The 22,686-nt window shown below is 44.1% G+C and carries 16 protein-coding genes; 6 read left to right on the top strand and 10 right to left on the bottom strand.

The window, feature by feature from the left end:
* Positions 1 to 346 precede the first annotated feature (346 nt).
* The 4 genes from JMW94_RS07155 to JMW94_RS07140 all read right to left on the bottom strand — a co-directional run bounded on the left by JMW94_RS07155 (position 347) and on the right by JMW94_RS07140 (position 6,469).
* Complete coding sequence (locus tag JMW94_RS07155; RefSeq protein ID WP_201603610.1) at positions 347 to 1,444, bottom strand: formate dehydrogenase accessory sulfurtransferase FdhD; 1,098 nt, start codon at positions 1,442 to 1,444, stop codon at positions 347 to 349.
* Positions 1,445 to 1,529: 85 nt separating this feature from the next.
* Entirely contained in the window at positions 1,530 to 3,902 is a 2,373-nt protein-coding gene (locus JMW94_RS07150) for an FdhF/YdeP family oxidoreductase (protein WP_201603608.1), read from the bottom strand.
* A gap of 222 nt (positions 3,903 to 4,124) precedes the next feature.
* The gene (locus JMW94_RS07145; protein WP_201603600.1) at positions 4,125 to 5,093 is read right to left on the bottom strand and encodes a c-type cytochrome; all 969 of its coding nucleotides are present in this window, start codon (positions 5,091 to 5,093) and stop codon (positions 4,125 to 4,127) included.
* On the bottom strand, positions 5,093 to 6,469 hold the full coding sequence (locus JMW94_RS07140) for a cytochrome c (protein WP_227685446.1): 1,377 nt from the start codon (positions 6,467 to 6,469) through the stop codon (positions 5,093 to 5,095). The genes JMW94_RS07145 and JMW94_RS07140 overlap by 1 nt, the downstream gene beginning before the upstream one ends.
* 254 nt (positions 6,470 to 6,723) lie before the next feature.
* On the opposite strand from JMW94_RS07140, the gene JMW94_RS07135 reads away from it, so the two are divergent.
* Together JMW94_RS07135 and JMW94_RS07130 are read left to right on the top strand one after the other, a co-directional pair.
* Entirely contained in the window at positions 6,724 to 8,829 is a 2,106-nt protein-coding gene (locus tag JMW94_RS07135) for a PhnD/SsuA/transferrin family substrate-binding protein (RefSeq protein WP_201603596.1), read from the top strand.
* 36 nt (positions 8,830 to 8,865) lie between these two features.
* Complete coding sequence (locus JMW94_RS07130) at positions 8,866 to 9,543, top strand: response regulator transcription factor (protein WP_201603594.1); 678 nt, start codon at positions 8,866 to 8,868, stop codon at positions 9,541 to 9,543.
* Between the two features lie 100 nt (positions 9,544 to 9,643).
* On the opposite strand, the gene JMW94_RS07125 is transcribed toward JMW94_RS07130, so the two are convergent.
* From JMW94_RS07125 to JMW94_RS07100, 6 genes are all read right to left on the bottom strand, one after another.
* The gene (locus JMW94_RS07125) at positions 9,644 to 10,438 is read right to left on the bottom strand and encodes an ABC transporter ATP-binding protein (RefSeq protein WP_045446787.1); all 795 of its coding nucleotides are present in this window, start codon (positions 10,436 to 10,438) and stop codon (positions 9,644 to 9,646) included.
* A 31-nt stretch (positions 10,439 to 10,469) separates the two neighbouring features.
* Positions 10,470 to 11,369, bottom strand: coding sequence for an ABC transporter permease (locus tag JMW94_RS07120; RefSeq protein WP_201603592.1), 900 nt, complete (start codon positions 11,367 to 11,369; stop codon positions 10,470 to 10,472).
* Between the two features lie 430 nt (positions 11,370 to 11,799).
* On the bottom strand, positions 11,800 to 12,840 hold the full coding sequence (locus JMW94_RS07115; RefSeq protein WP_109590281.1) for an ABC transporter substrate-binding protein: 1,041 nt from the start codon (positions 12,838 to 12,840) through the stop codon (positions 11,800 to 11,802).
* 147 nt (positions 12,841 to 12,987) lie between these two features.
* Positions 12,988 to 14,040 carry an ABC transporter substrate-binding protein gene (locus JMW94_RS07110; protein ID WP_109590279.1) on the bottom strand — a complete coding sequence of 351 codons (1,053 nt, stop codon included), beginning with the start codon at positions 14,038 to 14,040 and terminating at the stop codon, positions 12,988 to 12,990.
* 313 nt (positions 14,041 to 14,353) lie between these two features.
* On the bottom strand, positions 14,354 to 16,471 hold the full coding sequence (gene metG / locus JMW94_RS07105; RefSeq protein WP_201603590.1) for a methionine--tRNA ligase: 2,118 nt from the start codon (positions 16,469 to 16,471) through the stop codon (positions 14,354 to 14,356).
* A gap of 402 nt (positions 16,472 to 16,873) precedes the next feature.
* Positions 16,874 to 18,289: a GntP family permease gene (locus tag JMW94_RS07100; RefSeq protein WP_201603580.1), complete on the bottom strand. Its 1,416-nt coding sequence runs from the start codon at positions 18,287 to 18,289 to the stop codon at positions 16,874 to 16,876.
* A 347-nt stretch (positions 18,290 to 18,636) separates the two neighbouring features.
* Here JMW94_RS07100 and JMW94_RS07095 point away from each other — a divergent pair, with 347 nt between their 5' ends.
* The 4 genes from JMW94_RS07095 (at position 18,637) to mgtE (ending at position 22,603) form a co-directional block, all read left to right on the top strand.
* Positions 18,637 to 19,350: a CoA transferase subunit A gene (locus JMW94_RS07095; RefSeq protein ID WP_055124355.1), complete on the top strand. Its 714-nt coding sequence runs from the start codon at positions 18,637 to 18,639 to the stop codon at positions 19,348 to 19,350.
* A gap of 172 nt (positions 19,351 to 19,522) precedes the next feature.
* A complete protein-coding gene (locus JMW94_RS07090; RefSeq protein ID WP_201603578.1) occupies positions 19,523 to 20,152 on the top strand; it encodes a CoA transferase subunit B in 630 nt (209 codons plus the stop codon).
* A gap of 126 nt (positions 20,153 to 20,278) precedes the next feature.
* Positions 20,279 to 21,079, top strand: coding sequence for a 3-hydroxybutyrate dehydrogenase (locus tag JMW94_RS07085; RefSeq protein ID WP_201603576.1), 801 nt, complete (start codon positions 20,279 to 20,281; stop codon positions 21,077 to 21,079).
* Between the two features lie 171 nt (positions 21,080 to 21,250).
* Positions 21,251 to 22,603 (top strand): magnesium transporter, encoded by a 1,353-nt coding sequence (mgtE, locus tag JMW94_RS07080; RefSeq protein WP_201603574.1) that lies wholly within the window; start codon positions 21,251 to 21,253, stop codon positions 22,601 to 22,603.
* Positions 22,604 to 22,686: the final 83 nt, after the last annotated feature.

Below are 22,686 nucleotides of genomic sequence, written 5' to 3'. Positions count from 1 at the left end.
AGCTAAATGCGAATTATCTACTCAATTCTCCTTATTTGACCATAAATTAATGGCTATTCAAAGTATTAAGAGGTCAAATTAAGCTATTATCAAGCTTAAAATTAGGAATGGTTCGTCAAAAAACATCATAACTATCGAATATAATGTACGAAATAATATCTTCATTATTTCGTTGTGTGTTTGATAAAACGAGATAGGGAATAGATAGTGTTTTAAAAAAACCTTATTTGAGATAAAAAGGAGGCAATTTATTATCTAAAAATCAGGGTTATATGTCTGTCATTAAAGCGCTGCAAATGAGAGTTTGTGAATAAGTGCGCTTAATGAGAAAGTCGAGCATAAAACTTTATAGGTCTGAATAATTCGAATAGTAAGTGACTCTGTTATCACGCAAAAAACCTGCTAATCCTAAGCCATAACGCTCAGCGACACGCACTGCGGTACTGGTAGGTGCAGACATACCGACTAGCCAAGGGATGCATCCACGAATGGATTTTTGTACCAGCTCAATCGATAGGCGTGAGGTCATAAGGACGCAGCTAATCTTTGCTTTATTGCGCAGTTGCCAACCGATCAGCTTATCAAGCGCATTATGGCGCCCTACATCTTCGAATAGGTATAGCCGCTGATTATACATCGTCGCAGCGGCGTGTACGGCACCGGTCAGTTGGTGCGTATGCTGCATGGCATCGACTTGCTGGCGTATTGCTAATAGACAATCAAGACTTGGTGTATCTGCCTTTTGTCTGTTTTGACGATAGATGCTCAAGTCAGGCAGTGCTTGTGTTAGCCCTGTGATGCCGCACATACCACAACCTGTACGCCCTGCTAGCTGGCGTCTTTGCGCTTGGATACGCTGATGACAACGCTGGTTTAGTACTAGCTCCACCACATAAATGTCATAATCTTGCAGTGACGATAAGCTTTGTTCAAATGCTGCAGATTCAAAACTTTCATCCGTAGCATCTCTTATAAATCGTTCCTTTATAAATGAATCTTGCGTGAATTGTTGATAATTTTCGATATCATTCAGTTGGGTAACTTCCCAATCAAGCAGCTCATGACTATGCTGAATTAAGCCTTCGCTAAACAAAAAGCCGACGGCTAAATACTCTAGCTGGTGAGGGCTTGCCATCAGTACCGCATAGTGAATACCATTGATAACGATAGCAACCGCAGCTTCCACTGCTAAGCTAGTTGATTTGCAATCGATACTGATTTGCTGCATAGGGGTCTGTGCAATATTAGTCTTAGCAACACGGGTCTCAATAATGTTGTTAGAGTTATACTTATCTGTCGGATAATGATGCTTTTGCGCCCAATGATCACGTGCAAGCGGCGTTGCAGATGACTCTATAGTTTCTGACGTCTTATTTGTTAGGGTTTTTACCGAAAAATTATCGCTATATTTTGCGTCAGTTTCAGTATCACTTTGGGCAATCATAATACCTCGTTATATCGTATGGTCATTGCCAAAGTTATCATCTCTTTTAAATATATGCATCATTCAATGATTCGCCCGTTGCTGACTATGCATGATCGGTCGTACCAGCATTTGCCTCAACGCGTTGCAAAACAACGGTCGTCGATTTATACGCTGGTATGTGAGAGTCTGGTGCATGCGTGTCTAAATCAAATAAATCATTACATTCAGGATAGTAAGTTGCGACAGCGTTAGCGGCGATATCCATCTCAGTCAATACTAACGGCCCTAGCGTGCGTGGCTGAACGGTAACGTCTGTGTTATTTGAATCATTTGAGCTGGCATGGCGGGATACCATTACTGGGTCACCTGCTTGCCAACCCAAACGAGTCATTTCATCTGGGTGCATAAATAACACATCACGGCGATTGGTTTGGCGATAGCGATCTTCAAATCCGAAAATCATGGTATTAAATTGGTCATGGCTACGGACACTGGTCAATTGCCAAATTTTTTGTTCATTGTTTGGCGCATTATTAGTCTTATCATTGGATTTTTTGTCATGGTGAAAGGCTAAGGAGGTCTCTGCCATTTGTGCTGCGACGTAGGTGATAGGGTATTGTGGTACTTCAAATTGCGCTTTGCCACTATCAGTATTCCATACACGATGACGCGCAGAATGGTATAAATGAAAGCCACGCTCGGTTTCGCGAATACGCTGATTAAAGTCTTCAAAACCGTCAATCGCTTGGGCGATATAGTCACGAACGATGTCAAAGTCTTCACTCATTGCTTGCCAAGGAATGGACGAATCAGCACCAAGCACATGAGTGGCGATATCTGCCACAATTTGTGCTTCAGATTTCAACGTATCGCTGACGGGTTTCAGGTTGCCTAGAGTGGGTACAATCTGACACATGGAATCTTCGATAGTGGCAAATTGCTCACCTTTGGCAGTAATAATACGTTCGGTACGACCTAAGCAAGGCAGAATAAGGTTGTTCGCGCCCGGATACAGCATAGTTTCATTAAGTTTAGTACCGACAAAAATATTGAGCTGAGTGGTGGTTAAAGCTTGCTGAATCGCACTGGTATCAGGTGCTGCCATGGCATAATTACCGCCCATACTCAGAAATACTTTTAGCTTACCGGTAATCAATGCTTTCGCACCAGAGACCACATCAAAGCCATTTTCTTGCGGCATCGGACGTTCAAACACACGCTCAAGGCTATCTAGTAGCTTTTGTGCAGGGCGCTCATGGATGCCCATGGTACGGTCGCCCTGTACGTTAGAATGACCACGAACGGGAGACGCGCCTGCGCCATCAATACCAATCATCCCCATTAATAATAATAGGTTGGTAATCATCGCTACATTATCATCGCCTTGGACGTGCTGAGTGATGCCCATACCCCAGGTGCAAATGGTCGCAGGACTCGCCGCTACCAGTTTTGCTATATTAATGATTTCCTCTTTACTGATACCAGACCCACGTTCCACATCCGGCCATGATTGTTGGCGGAGCCATGCGTCGAGTGCCTCATATCCTGAGGTATGTTCATCGATAAAGCTCTGATCGATTTTATTGTTTTTAGTCAGCCACTTAGCGATACCGGTTAAGAGTGCTGCATCGCCGCCGATCTGAATTTGAATGACCTCATCGACCATCTCATCACTTTGACCTGCCGCCATATGCATGGGCTTTTGCGGATTTCTAAATTTACGTAAGCCTTGTTCGCGCATAGGGTTGATTGAGAGGATTCGACAGCCTTGCTCGTGAGCATGAGCAAGCATTTCAAGCATGCGTGGATGATTGGTCGCAGGATTTTGTCCAAACATCAATATCAGTTTGGCTTGCTCAAAGTCTTCCAGTTTCACGGTCGCTTTGCCAATACCCAACTGTCTACCGAGCATTACCGACGTTGGTTCGTGACACATATTGGAGCAATCGGGTAAATTGTTGGTGCCAAAACAGCGCACAAACAGCTGATACATAAAGGCGGGCTCGTTGGTCACCCGGCCTGAGGTATAAAATAGCGCCTCATCTGGTGAGTCAAGCTGTCCTAACTGTTCAGCGATACACTGATAAGCCGCTTCCCATGAAATCGCTATATAACGGTCTTGCGTTGCATCATAATATACAGGCTCTGATAAACGACCACTATGCTCAAGCTCATAGCCCGACCAGCCTTGTAACTCGGTAACGCTATGTCGCGCAAAAAACTGCCCATCGGCTTTTTTAGTCATGGTCTCACTAGCGATGACTTTGATGCCGTTTTCACAGACATCAATGGCTTTATGTGACTTATGATCTGGCCAAGCGCAGCCCGGACAGTCGAATCCGCCTTTAGGTTGGTTGCTTTTTAGCACACTTACGCTACCCCGCAAAAAAGTCTGATAATCCATCAGCTTACGAGTAGAGGAAATCAGCGCAGGCCAACCGGCAGCAGGGTGGGAGTAGACAGGAATTTTGCGCATGACAGACCTCATAGTAAATGGCGGTAGCGGGCTTTGATATACAGCAACTATTTTGATATAGAGCAACTATATAGTGACGAGCGAGAATTTTGTAGAAGCATTAACTATAGATAACAAAAAAACCTTTAAGAAAAATGTATTTTCTTAAAGGTTTATCGTGTCTATGCTCACTCACAAGCGAGCATAGAATGATGTCTTCATAAATGCCATCTTCTTAATATATCAGTAACGCACGTCTTTAGGTTTTTTACCATTTGGCCAGTCATTGACCTTACCAGCAAAGTCAGGGCGTGGCTGATGAGTAAAGAAGTGCGCCACATCGACGGCATCTTGATCGCTCAGCACATTTCCGTGACCCCATAAACCTTTGGTCTGAATACCCATCGGCATGTTGTATTTTACAAAGGCTGCTGCCTTGTAAGTACGTGCCATACCAGCACCGATGTTAAAGGATTCATCGCCCCATAGTGGCGGGAACACGATATCGCCGCGACTGTCTTTGATGCCTTCGCCATTATCACCATGACAAGTTGCACATTGAGCTTTATAAATTTGTTCGCCGCGGACAGGGTCTGGGGTTAATGATTCATCCACTTTACCCGCATTTTGGATATCGACTTTTTGTTCTTTTGGGGTGTTTTGCGACAGCCATTTCATATAAGCCAACATTGCCAGCATTTCAGGGGATTCAGGCTTCAACGGTTTGCCATTCATTGAGCGCTGGAAGCAGCCATTAATACGTTTGGTTAAATCGACTTCCTTACCAGATCGTGGCATCACGCGCGGATAGAAATTATAACTATTGATGTACGGATCACCCAGTGGAATTTTACCTTGTGAAATATGGCAGCTGTTACAGTTCATTTGCGCGCCCACATGCTCTGGCAGTAAGCGCTTGGTTTCGTTTAATAAGCGTTTACCATAAAATATCTCATCAGCATTTGGTTCATCCAAGATAGCCGTATCTTGCGGCAGCACATAAGTGCCGATATCTTCGTTGGCATCATCAGTGGTGACTAAGCCGTACTCAGGCGCATTCTGCTCGATAGGCTCGGGCTGCGAGCAACCACTACTGATAGCGGCGATACTAAGCACTGAAGCAGTAAGGATAGCAGTGGTTAAGTTGCTTATATTGATTTTTTGAGAGACAACGCTAGCAATAGTAGGCAAGTTGAGTGGAGATTTTTTCATTATTCTGCTCCTTTTGTTTGCGCATCAATACTTAAGTCTGGGGCAATATCCGTACTGGTTTTTGGTTTTTTGGCGAGGAAAGCCCGCATTTTTACCACATCATCGACATCGATTTCAGGCGCTTGGTTGGTCCAGCTATTACGGACATAATTGACTACTTCTGCCACATCTGCATCGCTAAGATTGCTGAATTCAGGCATGGTAAATGCCATACGGTCATGTGGGGTTTCAGGCATACGACCACCGCTTAAGGTAATCTGTAGTACCGAATCGGCATTGTTAGAATAAACCGCACTATTGCCATCAAGTGCTGGGAAAATACGCGCGACTCCTTTACCATCGACACGGTGACAAATTTGGCAATATTCGGCGTACAAAATCGAACCGCGTGAATCATAGTCGCCATCTAGTAATTTTTGTGTGGTGAGGTCTTTTTTCGCTGGCAGTGTGGCTTCTTTGTTTGGTGCTGGCGTCAATGTTTTAAGATAGGATGACATGGCGTTGATGTCGTAGTCGGTCATATACTGGGTACTATGCTCAACCACTTCGGCCATGGCACCAAAGGCAGCCGTGGTATCAGTACGCCCAGTTTTGAAGAAGTCATTTAATTCTGAAACTGTCCAAGTGCCAAGTCCGCGATGCTCACCGCGGATACTTTTGGCGCGCCAACCATCGATGATGGCACCGCTCAAATACTTGTTAGAATCTGCATTACTTAGAGCGATTTCTTGAAAGCCAATACCGCGCCCAGTGTGACAAGAGCCGCAGTGCCCAGGACCTTCGATTAAGTATTGACCACGAGTCAATAGTGCGTCGTCTGTCTCAGGGACAAAGTCACGCTTGCGATCAAATAAGACCTGCCAGTATGCCAAAGGCCAGCGCCAGTTTGCTATCGGAGGTAGCTCGCTTTTTAGATTGGCTTGTTTGACGGCTTTGACATCGGACATAAAGAAAGCGTACATCGCGGCTAAGTCTTCGTCTGGCATGAGTTGGTAAGAGGGGTACGGCATAGCAGGGTATAAGGCTTTATTATCACTGCGTACACCATGCTTAACGGCGTTTTTAAAGTCGTCGAAACTATAGTTGCCGATGCCAGTTTCTTGATCGGGTGTGATATTGGTCGAATAAATTGCCCCAAGTGGCGTTAGCATAGGCAGACCGCCCGCATAAGTCTCGCCATCGAGCGTGGTATGACACGCGACACAGTCAGCAGTGCGCGCGATATATTCGCCCTGCTTGATGAGAGCAGGATCAGTGATATTGACCTCGATATCGCTACTGTTGGTGCGCATATTTGGCAGTAATTGCCCAATAATAAAGGCAACCACCAGCCCGATGATGGCTGCTATTATTATAATCAGTGGCCATTTTTTCATAAGCCCGCCCTCCATAAGATATTTTTACTAAGCTTATAATTCATCACCCATATTTTATGAGGTGTATTAACCATTCTTATTGAAATCAAAATTGAAATCGAATCTTTGTGATTTAAGCTCAGCGAATTAAAAGTTACACAACTGTCATCTAGTATAGGGTAGCGGGTAATATTGTGGTATTGTGGAAAACCACATTATAATTAAGGTTTTTACTTATAGTGTACGTTTGGTAGGTCAAATATAAGGCTAGGTGTATGCATAAAAAGTCTAAAATTTGGACTATCTTAAAGGCTTGTTTTATTACCGTGGTAGCATGGGCTGCTTGGTTGCCGCTATCTAATGCCACCGCCCAGACTTACTATTTAGGTGTGTTGGCACCGCAAGGCGAGACAGCCGCACAAAATCGCTGGCAGCCCTGGCTTGACGAGCTTAATGATCAGTTATCAGATGACACCGTGATATTGGTACCTTTGGCGCTGGAGAATTGGCAACAGCAAATAGAAGCACAGCAGTTTGCGCTAGTGCTTGGCCCGCAAGTACAGTTTATAAAAATGAATACCATCAGGTGGCGCTGGCTGGCTACCTTACAAACAGAGACGGCTCAATTAAATAGCAATGCGCAAAACGCTCGTGATAGAAGTTCTCGTGATAAAATTTTTAGCAATCAAGGATTTGATGCTGAGGGTATTAATGGGCAACAATCGCAAAATCAGCTATCGACGACAGTCACCCTCGCCAATGAATTTAATAAGCTAAATGAATATACGCCATTAAAACAGCCGAGTGCGATGGAAGAGGTCGCCAGTGCTTTATGGGTCGCTGCCGACACTGATATTTATCGTTTGCAGGATTTGGAGCAACGGCATATTGCTGCCGTCGACAATGACGCATTTGGCGGTTATTTATTGGGCGCACATTTATTACAGCAAAATGGCATTATGCCAAGTCATTACCAAACACAGTTTGTCGGTTATCCGATAGAGCGCACTTTGCATGCCTTGGCTAGCGGCAAGGTAGACGCTGCCATTACGCCGCTTTGTTTGATGGAGGAGATGGCAAGGCGCGGTCAAATCAATGACAAGCAATACCGTCTCATTCATCCAGTTGCCACTGTATCCAGCTGCCATTCTTCAACGAAAATATACCCAAATTGGACATTGGCAGCGACCGAGCAAGCGCCAGATGCTTTGGTGCGCCAGATCAATCAACATCTATTTGGCAAGAGTCAATTAGAGCAGCGCTGGTTGCCAGCAGAATCAAGTAGCGATGCTGAGCGCATCCTTTATGAGATGAATCGCCATCCCGCCCAAAAGCAGCTGAGCGCGCATATGATCGACTGGATAAAGGCGCATCGATTATGGATGGCTGTGATTATTTTGGTTATCCTGATATCGACAGTAAATTATGCTTGGATGAGCTGGCTGGCATGGCGGCGGCAAAAAAAGATAGTGCGGCAAAATAGACTAATCCGTGATTATGATCAGCAGTTACACCAATCAGAGCGCTTTGCGGTCATCGGTGAGATGAGCGGTGCTATCGCTCATGAAATCAATCAGCCGCTGGCAACCATTCAAAATTATGCGCAAGGATTATTGATACGCAGTCAACAAGCGCATTCATCCAAAAAGACGGTCGAGGCAGCGTCACCTGATAATGTGGCAACAGAGAATGCTCTACAGCAGATTGTCAATGAAACAGAACGCGTCGCTGCTGTGGTGACTAATATCCGCCGCTGGGCTGGACGGTCGCAAGCGAATGAAACTCGTGTCGATATCGCAGCTATCTATCAACAGTGCATCTTATTATTGGATGAGCAAGCAGTAGGTATCAATTTTTGGCTGGCAAGTGATTATCAGCATTTAACCTTGCCAAATTTATTATTAGATCAGTTACTGATAAATAGCATGACCAATGCTGCGCAGCAAGGGGCGACCAATATCATGCTACGCTGTCAGGCAGAGGAACACGATGGCAAGCAATGGTTGGTACTGCATCTAAGCGATGATGCTGGCGGCTTTGATCAAGCCCAGCTTAAAGCACAGTACCTACCAGAGAACCTACCCAGTCAGTATGCTACTCAATCAACGAAAGCAGGCGGTCTAGGATTAGGACTGATGATATGTCAGCGCTTATGCAAGTCGCTGGGCGGTATGATGCAGCTAAATAATATTGATGCCGAACGTGAAATTGAGCAAGTTGACCAAGTAATGAGCAGCGAGCAGCACCGCTTTAAACGTAGCTTAAACGGTAAAATCCAGCTGCTACAAACCAATGCTAACTATCGACTGTCAAACACGGTGGGCGCACAAATATCTTTTTATCTGCCATTATCTTTAGCGAATAACGACGAAAAACTCTAATGAATATCAATAATGTATTTAGCCATAAGGTCACATATGACGTCTAATCAACTCTCAAATGAGCCTACGTGCTGGCAAGATAAAAACAGTCATCTGTCTGATGATTCATCAGGTATTACGCCAGAATCGCTTATCATTCATATCATTGATGACGAAGAAAGTGTGCGCATGTCCTGTGATTTTTTGATTAGCAGCTTAGGGCTGTCGACCCAAGTGTGGGCAAGTGCGCTGACGTTTTTGCAACAAGTTAATATCTATCGCCCAGCAGTGATTGTGAGTGATTTGATGATGCCAGAGATGAGTGGTCAAGCGCTACAAGTGCACCTTAGTCAACAGGATAGCCCTATGGCATTGATAGCGCTAACGGGAAATGGCGAGATTGCTGATGCTGTCAATATGCTGAAGCAAGGTGCGGCTGATTATTTGGAAAAACCGATTAATAGCCGCCGGCTACAAGAAGCGCTTGCATGTGCACAAGACCTCGCTCTAAAACGCGCCACGCTTTATGATATTAAAAAGCTTTATGCGCAGCTGACCGATAAAGAAAAGCAGGTTGCCAATGAATTGTTAGAAGGTAATTTGAATAAAAATATTGCTGATCATTTAGACGTTTCCGTCCGTACGGTAGAGGTGCATCGTTCACAAGTGATGAAAAAAATGCAGTCGCAACATGTCAGTGAGTTGATTCAAAAATTAGTATTGCTTGATGCTTAAAAATTAAGACAGTCGTATCAATTAAAGCAGTCATAAAAAAACGCCTGATATTAAACAGACGTTCTATTTTTTCAAGAGTTGAAGAATTTTGCTAAGTTATTTAACTCAATATCAAGCTATCATCTTCGACTTTTTCGCCGCGAGTTTGCTCAAACATATCAAGTAAGTCATGTACAGTCATGCCTTGACGTTTATCGCCAGCCACATCTAATACCACTTGTCCTTGATGTAACATCACCGTTCTGGTGCCATGCGCCAATGCCTGCTGCATTGAGTGCGTGACCATCATCGTTGTAAGCTGATTGTCCGTCACAATTTTATCGGTCAATTCTAAAACGAAAGCAGCAGTCTTAGGGTCGAGGGCAGCAGTGTGCTCATCAAGCAATAAAATTTTGGAAGGTTGCAGTGAAGCCATCAATAGGCTAACAGCTTGACGTTGACCACCGGATAACAGACCCATACGGTCGGTCAAACGATTTTCTAGCCCCAATTTTAATACTGATAACTTTTCGCGAAATAAGTCACGGTTATTTTGGTTTAGCGCAAAGCTTAAACCACGTTTGCCGCCGCGCTTATAGGCAAGCGCCATATTTTCTTCGATGGTTAATGCTTCACAAGTCCCCGCCATCGGGTCTTGAAACACACGAGCCACCCAATGAGCGCGTTGGTGCGCAGTCTTTTTGGTGACATCAATGCCATTTAATAAGATTGAACCACTATCGACGCGCGTGGTACCACTGACTGCATTTAAAAAGGTTGATTTACCCGCGCCATTGGTACCGATGACGGTGACAAATTCTCCATCAGCGATATTAAGATTGATACCGCGTAGGGCAGGGTTTTCAATGGGCGTTCCAGGATTAAAGGTCAACCGCAAATCTGTAGCTTGCATCATAATAATTATTCCTTATGGTTGCACATTGACATTAAGCCCGAACTTTACGACTTAAAAATTTATTTTTAGCTTTTGGCAATACCAAGGCAAATACGACGAGTAGCGCTGTAATCAAGTTTAAATCTTGCGGGCCAAAGCCGATACTACGTAGCGTATCGCTCGATAGCGCCACCTGAATAAATAGCTTGTACAGCACCGCACCGACGACCACGGCAAAGGTAATCAGCCAAATACGCTTGGCAGGAATGATGGTTTCACCAATGATGACCGCTGCCAAACCAATGACAATGGTACCAATACCAATCGAGATATCTGCGCCACCTTGAGTTTGCACAAACAATGCACCTGCTAAAGCAATCAAACCGTTAGAAATCGCCATACCAATGATGGTCATCCATGAGGTATTGATGCCTTGCGCCTGTGCCATGCGGAGGTTGGAGCCCGTCGCCCGCATCGAAAGACCCGTTTCGGTGCTATAGAACCAGTTTAAAAATAACATGGCAGCTATCACCACGACACCAATAATCAGACAGCGCATCCAATAGCCGTTGCCATCCGTGACCAAGGTGCTAAAGACCGTAGTTTCACCCAATAATGGCAAGTTCGGTGCACCCATAATCCGTAAATTGATAGAATATAGTGCGACCATCACCAAGATACTGGCAAGTAGTTGCAGGATGCCAAGTTTGACGTGTAGCCATGCCGTAACAATACCAGCGATGGAACCTGCCAACATACCAAAAGCACAGGCAAGCCATGGGTTGACACCAGCGATGATAGAAATACCGGCGACAGCGCCACCTAGTGGAAAACTACCGTCAGCGGTCAAGTCGGGGAAGTCGAGGGTGCGAAATGAGATCAGCACACCAAGTGCTACTAGGCCATAAATCAGACCGCTTTCAAGTGCACCAAAAAAAGCAATTAAAGACATAAGAGATCAGTAAGTCATAACCAAGCGTTTAGCAACTAACGTTCTAATATCGATTCATAGAATGAGTGCGTAATATAGATCAGCACTGTCTCATCTATACGTCAATTTTAGCTAAACGACTAAGCGGTGAATTTAACAGATTAAACAATCTGCGGTTAGGGTAAACCAAAACATGTCACGATCAACAGCTATCATAAGCTACCTAGGTTCAAAGCTTTGATTGAAAAAAGGGCAAATTTAGAAATGACACAAATACTTTATATTTAATCAATGTGGTTTAAATAAGAAGCCCAGCCTACTGATTCATAGCTGGGTTTCTGATGTTAAACATTTAGCCTCATCGCATAACGGTAGATGACGGCTGACACCAAATCCATCAAACTCGGTATCTACCTTATGATAGCTGTAATGAGCTAGCTATAAAAGTGCGTTATTCTACCACTTCTTTTGCTTTATCGATAACCGCTTGTGACAAAGTAATGCCTTCTTCTTTGGCATGCTTTGGACTAACGTATAGATCCAACATTTGCGGGGTGTAGACAGGTATAGCGCCTGCTTTTTCACCATTTAAAATACGTACCACGATTTTGCCTGTTTCGCGACCAAGCTCGTAGTAATTCACGCCCAATGCAGCAACGGCACCACGCTCAACTGAGCTAGTGTCAGACGCAATCAGTGGAATTTTGCTCTCTTTAGCGACTTGATATAGTGATTCGTAAGCCGATACGACGTTATTATCGGTTGAGGTATAGATCATATCGACCTTACCTTCGAGGCTACGTGCTGCCATCGCAATATCAGTACTGCGCTGGGCAGGCGCTTCGAGTACATTGATACCTAGTGGTGTCAATTTTTCTTTTAAGTTTTTCAAGATAATCGTTGAATTGACTTCGCCTGGGCTATAAACATAGCCGACATTTTTTAGGCTAGGAATGATTTGACGCATCAGCTCAATTTGTGGCTCATAAGGCAGTGCATCAGAGCCGCCAGTGACATTGGTGCCAGAGCCATCTAGTTTTGTCACTAGTTTGGCGGCAACTGGGTCAGTGACTGCTGAGAATACTAAAGGGATACTGCTAGTAGCAGCAGCTACTGACTGCGCTGATGGAGTACCAATCGCAACGATAACGTCTGAATTGTCTGCGACGAATTGCTTAGCAATCTGTCCAGCAGTGGCAGTGTTACCCTGTGCGCTTTGGAAATTAACCGTTAAGTTTTCACCATCCTTAAAGCCTGCTTCATTAAGCTCGTCGATAACGCCCTTACGGACGTCATCAAGCGCTGGATGTTCGACGATAGCCGTAATAGCGACGGTCTTCATCGCTGTGGCTGCATCGCCAGTAGCAGCTGTATCAGTGGTACTGGTATCTTGTGCTGATTGATTACAGCCAGTCAAGATGGCCGTACAAACGCCACCTAATAATAGTGCTTTACTAAAGTTAAAATGACCAAAACGATTTTGATACAACATGGGTCTCACTCCTGAAAATAATAATGTGTCCGTACATTATTTAATTTATAGATAAAAGGTATAGATGGGTAAAGGGTAAAGCGAGCCATCAATATAGAAGGCTAAATGTTATTTGTCAGTGCTACTTGTCAGAACTATTTATCTGTACTATTTATCCGAACTCTGCGCTTGTTTGTCGACATTAATGGCATTTTTGAGCAGCTCATCAGTCAGGCTGACGCCTTGCTCAGCCGCATGTTTCGGGCTTGCATATAAGGTTAAGGTATTCATCACTTCAGGCTTAACGCTACTAACTGCTTCGCCATTTAACACACGATACACCATTTTGCCTGTGGTACGACCAAAGTCATAATCATTGACACCAAGCGCCGCAGTCGCACCACGTCGCACACTAAACTCGTCTGAGGCAATGACAGGAATATCAAGCTCATTGGCAGCACCTGCCATCGCTTCAAAGGCGGATACCACATTATTATCTAGTGAGGTATAAATCACATCAACACGACCAGCAAGGCTACGAGTCGCCATGGCCACATCCGTCGGGCGATTGGCGGTGACGTCTAATATCTTAAGCCCACGCGCAGGCGCAGCTTTTTTAAGTTGATTGAGTACCACCACCGAATTGACCTCACCTGGACTATAAACATAGCCAATGGTTTTTGCATTGGGCGCAATTTTTTGAATATTGTCTAGTTGCGGCTCGATAGGTAGCTCACTAGATAGTCCTGTCACATTAGATTGGATAGGCGTATTGTTCTCGTTAATGAGCTTTGCCGCGACAGGGTCTGAGATAGCCGTATAAATAACCGGAACCGTCTTAGTTGACGCAACGATAGACTGAGCTGATGGCGTCGAGATTGCCACGATGGCATCTGGATTGTCTCCTGCAAACTGCTTAGCAATCTGACCTGCTGTCGCTGTATTGCCTTGAGCACTTTGAAAATTAATGGTTAGATTTTGGCCTTCAACATAGCCATTATCTGCCAACTCATCAATAATGCCGCGGCGCATCGCATCTAACGAAGGATGTTCGACGATTTGAGTGATGGCTAATGTCTTGGCAGGCTTGTCAGAATCTGCGGCGGCACTGGTATCTGTCGTTGCAGCAGTGTCGGTCGTGTTTGAGCAGCCAATTAATCCAAGCGCGGCGCTCATAGCAGCACCGAATAGGCTGAAGCGTAAAGTAGTAGCAAAGGTCATTTTATTGGGGCTCATAGGTTAGAGAGTGCAGGTTACCCGAGTCAATGTTATGTGCATGCTGAGATAACGGGCTAACATCAAAGTAATCAATCCATTGATCATTACGTCCATATTATGACAGTAATGTAACTTATGGCAATAAGAAATTAAAACACGTTTGTCATTACCTCTATAAAGAACGTGCTGAATCAATATTCATCGATATTATCTTCTATATAAGCACTGATTTTGGCGATTGACCAGCGATAGTTTTGGGACAATAAAAAAGATGCCCAGTTGGACATCTTTTTTGTTTGTTGAGTAAGCCTAACTATTAAGCAAGCACATCGCCAATCACGCAGTTGTCAGGTAAAGTAACCACCGTCAGCTGGGTTTTTGGATTGCCAGTTGATAGTACCATACCCTCTGAGACACCAAACTTCATCTTACGCGGAGCAAGATTGGTCACGCAAATGACCTTTTTATCTAGCAATTGCTCAGGCTCATAGAACTTACGAATGCCGCTAAACACATTGCGCGGTTTGTCTTCGCCAACGTCCAAGGTAAATTGTAAAAGCTTATCTGCGCCTTCGACATGATTGCAGGCTAAAACGTGAGCGACTTTCATCTCAACTTTGGCAAAGTCTTCGATACCGATATAGTCAGTTTGCTCAGTATTTGTCTCAGCATCTATATCAGTACCAGCTTCTTTTGCTGACTTATTATCTTTTTTAGCAACGGCTTTGCTAGCCACTGGAGCAGCCGTTTGAGCCAAAGATTCTTTTGACGCCTCAACCATCGCGGCAACGTCTTTTTCTTCGATACGCTGCATCAAAGGTTTGAACTTATTGATCTTGTGCCCCAATAGCCACTCATTACGGCTGGCAAAGCTTAAGTCGTCAATGTTCAAAAACTCTTTGGCATTGGCGGTTAGCTCAGGCAATACTGGTGCAAGATAAACCATTAATTGACGGAAGATATTAATCGCGACCGAGCAAACATCTTGAACTTCTTGCTCTGCGCCTTCGACCTTAGCAAGCGCCCATGGTTTTTTCTCATCGATATATTCATTGGCTTTATCAGCACATTGCATAATTAAACGCATGGCACGCGAAAACTCACGGTTCTCGTAAGCGGCAGCAATCTCATCGCCCGTTTTGGTAATGTCTTCTAATAAACTTGGCTCAGCGCAGATCTCTGTTAGCATGCCGTCATATTTCTTCACCAAAAATCCAGCGCTGCGACTGGCGATATTGACCACTTTACCGACTAGATCAGAGTTGACCTTTTGCATGAAATCTTCTAAATCAAGGTTGATATCCTCGACTTTATCAGACAGTTTACTAGCAAAATAATAACGCAAGTATTCAGGATGTAAGTGATCAGCATACGTTTCGGCTTTAATAAAAGTACCGCGTGACTTACTCATTTTTTCGCCATTGACCATCAAGAAGCCATGAGCAAAAACACCCGTTGGTGTACGGAACTCACTACCGGCTAGCATGGCAGGCCAAAATAGCGCATGGAAATAAACGATGTCTTTACCGATGAAGTGATACACCTCGGTTTTATGCTCGTTTTCTTGCATCCAATAACGGTCGAAATCAAGCGCCTCGTCTGTACCTGCGCGTTTATCGCAGAGGTTTTTGAAGCTCGCCATGTAACCCACTGGCGCATCTAGCCAAACATAAAAATATTTGTCTGGCTCATCGCTTGGGGTATCTGGAATCTGAAAACCAAAGTAGGGCGCATCACGAGATATATCCCACGTTGCCAGACCTGCTTCAAACCATTCTTGTAGCTTATTGGCGACCGATGTTTGCAATCGATTGTCACTACGCGTCCAATCTTTTAAGAATTGCTCAAATTCAGGCAAATTGAAGAAGTAATGCTTGGACGTTTTCAGAATAGGCGTGGCATCTGATAACGTTGAATGCGGGTCTTTAAGATCCGTTGCATCATAGGTGGTACCGCAAACTTCACAGTTATCGCCGTATTGGTCTGCCGCTGCGCATTCAGGGCAAGTACCCTTGACAAAACGATCGGCTAAAAACAGCTGTTTTTCAGGGTCAAATAATTGTTCGACATCTTTGGTACTGATATGCCCAGCATCATTTAAACGACGATAAATCAGCTCAGAAAAATGTTTGTTTTCTTCTGAGTGGGTGCTGTGATAATTGTCAAAGTTAATCAAAAATTTAGCAAAATCTGCTTCATGCGACGCTTTCACCGAGGCAATTTGTTCCTCTGGCGTGACGCCATTGGCTTCTGCTTTGAGCATGATTGCCGTACCGTGTGCATCGTCTGCGCAGACATAAGTGACCTGATGGCCTTGCGCTTTCATGGCACGCGCCCAAATGTCGGTCTGAATATATTCTACAAGATGCCCCAAATGGATATAGCCATTGGCGTAGGGCAGCGCACTGGTTACTAGAATCTCACGCACTTTCATCACCTATATTTTTATATAAACGGGTTGGTTATCAAACGTCTTAAGCGCTTTATGACGAGCAGGCGCGATATGATTAATATTAAATCATTAATGCTAAAAACGTTTAAAAACTTATAAAAAAGAGAAAATTTAAAAAAGTGTGCCTATGATACCGTAATTCGGCCAAATTTGTGACATTACCTGAGTAATTAATATAGTCGCTAATAAAGCGATTAACTCTATACGGTATATAGAGTGTCAATCAATTATGAGAGATAAATAGTCGGTTGTATTTAGAGGTAGTAATGAGAAAGCATGCATAAAAAACCCACCAAGCAATCGCTCAGTGGGCTATTTGGTATCAAGCAATAATCGTTACATTTAATTATCTTTAAGGTTTAATAAATGCCTCATTTCAGGACATTAGAACGAGCCAAACATTGTCCCTAAAATGATAACGGCGACCACAGCAATAAGTGGAATCACCATTGTCACCATGGCGACGTTCAGATAAGACTGCTTATGGGTCAAACCACAAATCGCAAGTAAGGTGATGACAGCGCCACTATGCGGTAGCGTATCCAAACCACCCGCTGCCATCACGGCAACACGGTGCATGAGCTCTGGGTCAATACCCGCTGCGACCGCCATTCTTAAATAGTCTTCACCCAACGTAGAGAGGGCAATGCTTAAACCACCAGACGATGAGCCAGTAATACCAGCCAGCGTGGTCATCGCCACCGCTTCTGAGATTAAAGGATTGTCAGGCGTTAGATTTAAGATACTATCACGAATGATGAGGAAGCCTGCTAACGAGGCGATAACCGCGCCGTAACCAACTTCTGAGGCGGTATTAAAAATTGGCAACATCGAATCATAAGTACCACGGTTGATAGTTTTTTGCAGATTATTCCAATGACCGATACGTAACAAAATTAACACCGCACAAGCCACGACTAACGAGATGATAATTGACCATAAACCCAGTGAGCCTGCGATATTTAGATCAGGAAACTGAGCTTGTAAGCCGCTAAAATCCACTGATGGAAAGACAGCGTAAGTTAATAAAGCATTTAAGCCAATGACCAACACTAGTGGAATCATAGCAATAGTAAATGAGGTGTGATGCGTATTTAATACCTCAGTTTCTTTTTTGGCTGCGCCAACGCCGCCCACATCCTCTTCGTCATGCTGACTATAGCCTTCGCCTGCTGCATTGGCTTTTCTGGCGCGTGATTGTAGCCATAACCAACCGCAAATAAACATGATGGTGCCGCCGATAATACCCAAGATAGGCGCGGCAAAAACGTTGGTATTATAGTAAGGAATCGGAATGGCGTTTTGAATGGCAGGCGTGCCTGGCAGAGCAGTCATCGTAAAGGTGAATGAGCCTAAGGCAATCGCTGCCGGAATCAAGCGCTTAGGAATATCAGCGGCTTTAAACAAGTCTTTGGCGATGGGGTAAATAGCAAATGCCACGACAAATAAAGAGACGCCACCATAGGTTAAAATGGCACAAACTAAGATAACCGCTAAGATGGCTTTGCTAGCACCAAGCTTTTCGACCACGGTTTTGGCAATCGCCGTCGCCGCACCAGAGTCTGCCATCAAACGCCCAAATAATGCACCCAGCAAGAATATAGGGAAAAACTTAAGTAAAAATCCACTTAGCGCCCCCATAAAGACATCGGTATAGGCCGGAATCGTGCTTAAAAAATCACCTGATAATAGTACGGCTAATGTCGCCATAATCGGTGCTAATATGAGCACAGAATAACCGCGATAAGCAAAAAACATCAATAATAATAAAGTAATGACAATAGCAAAGGTACTAAACATGCTCGCCCTCCTTGGCAAAGTTCAGTCAGCGAGTATGCAGAACATGGTGATATTGGTCAATAAAATTACTTAAAATAGGCAATATTTGACATTTTATTAAACATAAATCCTGTCTTAATAAGATATTGACCCATCATATATACTGCTACTGCGCTGGCTTGTATATTCCTATGGTTATTCTCTTCTCGCTACGAGAATAATATGGTAAGTTAGCACAAGATTTTTAATTATGATATATCGATAGAAAATGTATTAATATAAATATGGAAGTATTGAGTGATGCCACCTACTCATAATCATTGATGATAGAAGTTAATAACAAAAAATAGACTTGCAAGGAGATAAGCATGAGTCAATCAAAAGTATATAGCAGTGCCGAAGAAGCGCTAAAAGGTATCGTCAGCGATGGACAAACGCTCGCTATCGGTGGTTTTGGTCTGTGCGGTATTCCTGAAGCGTTAATCGCCGCATTGCGTGATAGTGGTGTTAAAGGGTTAACTTGCATCAGTAATAACGCAGGCGTCGATGACTTCGGCTTAGGATTGCTATTGCAAACGCGCCAGATTAAAAAAATGATTTCATCCTATGTCGGTGAAAATAAAGAATTTGAGCGTCAATACTTGGCAGGCGAGTTAGAAGTTGAATTAACGCCACAAGGTACTTTAGCGGAAAAACTACGTTCGGGCGGCGCTGGTATTCCTGCGTTTTACACCGCCACTGGCGTTGGCACGCTGGTCGCTGAAGGCAAAGAAACCCGTGATTTTGATGGTCGTACTTATATACTTGAGCACTCATTACGCGCTGATGTGTCATTAATCAAAGCGCAAAAAGCGGACAAAGCGGGTAATCTAATATTCAACAAGACGGCGCGTAACTTCAATCCAGATTGCGCCATGGCAGGAAAAATTACCATTGTTGAAGTCGAAGAAATCGTAGAGACGGGCACATTTGATCCTGATGACGTGCACCTGCCGGGTATCTTTGTGCAGCGTATCGTCTTGAATAGTAATCCTGAAAAGCGTATTGAAAAGACTACGACTAAAGCAGTCGAAAGCGCTTAGTTAAAGGCTTTATAGAATTTTTTAAAGTGTTAAATTAATAATAGAATATAGTAATACTATTCCTAAAAATTTGAGTGGCAAGGAAAACGAGTGAAAGTGCTACATTTAGTAGACTAAGCGAATTTGACACCGCTATATTTTTTGGAGTCGTTATAAAAATAAGGAAGTTATCATGGCATGGACAAGAGAGCAGATGGCACACCGTGCCGCACAAGAGCTACAAGACGGCTATTATGTCAACTTAGGTATTGGACTACCAACCCTAGTCGCTAACTACATCCCTAAAGATGTCGATGTTTGGCTACAGTCTGAAAATGGTCTATTAGGTATCGGCGAGTTTCCAACGGCAGAAAATGTCGATGCAGATTTGATTAATGCGGGTAAACAAACCGTCACTGCCGAAGCGGGTGCCAGTTATTTTAGTAGCTCAGAGTCATTTGCGATGATTCGCGGCGGTCATGTTAATCTTGCAATATTAGGTGCGATGGAAGTGTCAGAAAAAGGTGATTTGGCCAACTGGATGATTCCCAAAAAGATGGTCAAAGGCATGGGCGGTGCGATGGATCTAGTCGCTGGCGTGCAGCGCGTGATTGTTTTAATGGAACAAGTCAATAAACACGGCGAGCCAAAAATTCTTGCCAATTGCGAGCTACCATTGACGGGCAAAGGGGTAGTTGATCGGATTATTACCGAACTTGCTGTACTAGACGTCACTGACAACGGTCTAAAGCTAGTTGAGCTGGCAGAAGGTGTTAGCTTTGATGAGCTACAAGAAAAGACGCCAGTGAGCATTGCTCAATAGTTTTGATACACTACCTAATAGTGTAAAGGCTGATTAATATTTTATTTAATAGCCACTATATTTTAGTGGCTTACTTACAGGTTGACCTCATAACTTCGCATCACTACCTATTATTAAGGACAATATATGGCGAACCAATTACAACAAGATTTGACTGGCAAGGTGGCATTGGTCACCGGCGCTGCCAGCGGTATCGGACGTGATATCGCTGAGACTTATGCGAAGGCAGGTGCGGCAGTTGGTATTGCTGATATTAATCTTGAAGCCGCTCAGAAAACCGTTGACGCTATTGAAGCGGCAGGCGGACGCGCATTTGCCATTGCCATGGATGTAACGTCTGAAGCTGCCGTTAATGACGGTGTACAGCAGCTTGTCGATACCTTTGGTGGTATTGATATTCTTGTCTCTAATGCTGGCATTCAAATAATTGACCCGATTCATAAAATGGCGTTTGAGGATTGGAAAAAAATGCTTGCCATTCATTTGGATGGGGCATTTTTGACCACCAAAGCGGCGATACAGCATATGTATAAAGATGACAAAGGCGGTACGGTCATTTATATGGGGTCAGTCCATTCGCATGAAGCATCCATGTTTAAGGCGCCTTACGTCACAGCGAAACATGGGTTACTTGGGCTGTGCCGGGTATTGGCAAAAGAAGGCGCTAAGCATAATGTACGCGCGCATGTGATTTGCCCAGGGTTTGTCAAAACGCCATTGGTCGAAAAGCAAATTCCGCAACAAGCGGCTGAAAAAGGTATCAGTGAAGAATCTGTAGTCAATGATATTATGCTGGTGAATACGGTAGATAAAGAATTCACGACCGTCGATGATATTGCCCAATTGGCATTGTTTTTAGCAGCCTTCCCGAGCAATGTATTTACAGGTCAGTCTATCGTTGCCAGTCATGGGTGGTTTATGAATTAACTGAGTGGTGAATTAATGGGTTTGCGGGCTGTTTGATTGGTTTAAGAATCATGGGCTTGCTAATAAAAGACCAATCCATTAGCATCTAGTTTTATATTAATTTGAGCCAATTAGATTGGCTCTTTTTTATGAGCGCTTGAATAGCGTTTCGGGTTGCACGGAGTAAGTATAATGAATGATAAGGATTTTGCAAAAACGCTTGCAGCAAAATTAAGCCGTGCTATCGAACAACAGCAGTTTGAGCAATCAATCAATCAACTTCAAAATTTGCGCCCGATTGATATTGCCGATGTTCTAGCACTCATGGAGCCAAATCTTGCATGGCAGCTACTTGAGCATCTGCCCAATCGTTCTACCGTGTTCTCCTATTTAGAAACGGATATTCAGGTTGCACTTGCCTATGTATTTCCTCGGGCTGTATTAGCAAAGATAGTAGGCGAGATGCCTGCGGATGAGCGTACCGACTTATATAAGCACCTAAATCAGGAGCAGCGGGATGCTTTGTTACCCGCCTTGGCACAGGCACAACGTGAAGATATTCGTAAGTTATCTGCCTATGAGGAGCGCACTGCTGGTGCGTTGATGACGTCTGATTATGCGACTTTAGCTGCTCATATGACTGTCTCTGAGGCATTGGCAGCACTGCGCCTAGAAGCACCTGATGCCGAGACTATTTATCATGCTTATGTGATTGATGACGAGCGTAAGTTATTAGGCGTTGTCTCTTTACGAGTACTTATTTTAGCGGCTCCTGAACAGCTGATTAATGACATTATGATGACTACAGTAGTGTCTTGTAATGTCAATGATGATCAAGAAGACATTGCGAAAGTCGTGGCTCGCTATGACTTAATTGCGCTGCCTATTACTGATGATAGTGGCGCTTTAATCGGTATTGTTACCCACGACGATGCGATGGATGTGGCGAGTGATGAGGCAACCGATGATTTCCATAAGTCGGGCGGTATCTCGACAATGGTTGGCAAATTAAAAGATGTAAGCGTTCGAGTGTTATACCGTAAGCGCGTATTCTGGTTGGTGTTTTTGGTATTTGGTAACTTGCTCTCAGGCTTTAGTATTGCAAAATTTGAAGATGTGATTGCTGCCAATTTGGTATTGGTGTTCTTTTTACCTTTATTGGTCGACAGTGGCGGTAACGCTGGCTCGCAGTCAGCGACCTTGATGGTGCGAGCTTTGGCGACTGGCGATGTGGTCATGCGTGACTGGTTTTCATTATTGGGTCGAGAGGCGGTGGTTGCGTTGATGCTTGGGGCGACGATGGCGGTGGCTATCTCAATTATCGGTTATGTACGTGGTGATGCAGTGGTGTCGTTAGTGCTGGCACTGAGTATGATGTCGGTGGTGATGATTGGTTGTGTGATTGGTATGAGCTTACCTTTTGTGCTTAATAAATTGGGTTTTGACCCTGCCACTGCCAGTGCGCCTTTGATTACCTCTGTCTGTGATGCCTCGGGTGTACTTATTTATTTGTTTATTGCTTCACAGTTTTTGTCTATCGGTTAATGCTGCTATAAAGCCTAGTCCCACTAGCGTTGTGGTTTTTTTATAGTGGTAATTCAGCTACACTGTCACTATAAAAGGTCTGG

It is taken from the genome of Psychrobacter immobilis (assembly GCF_904846185.1).
Taxonomy (GTDB): Bacteria; Pseudomonadota; Gammaproteobacteria; order Pseudomonadales; family Moraxellaceae; genus Psychrobacter; species Psychrobacter immobilis_B.
Note: the sequence above shows the minus strand (reverse complement) of the source record. Positions and strands in the feature narration are given on the sequence as shown.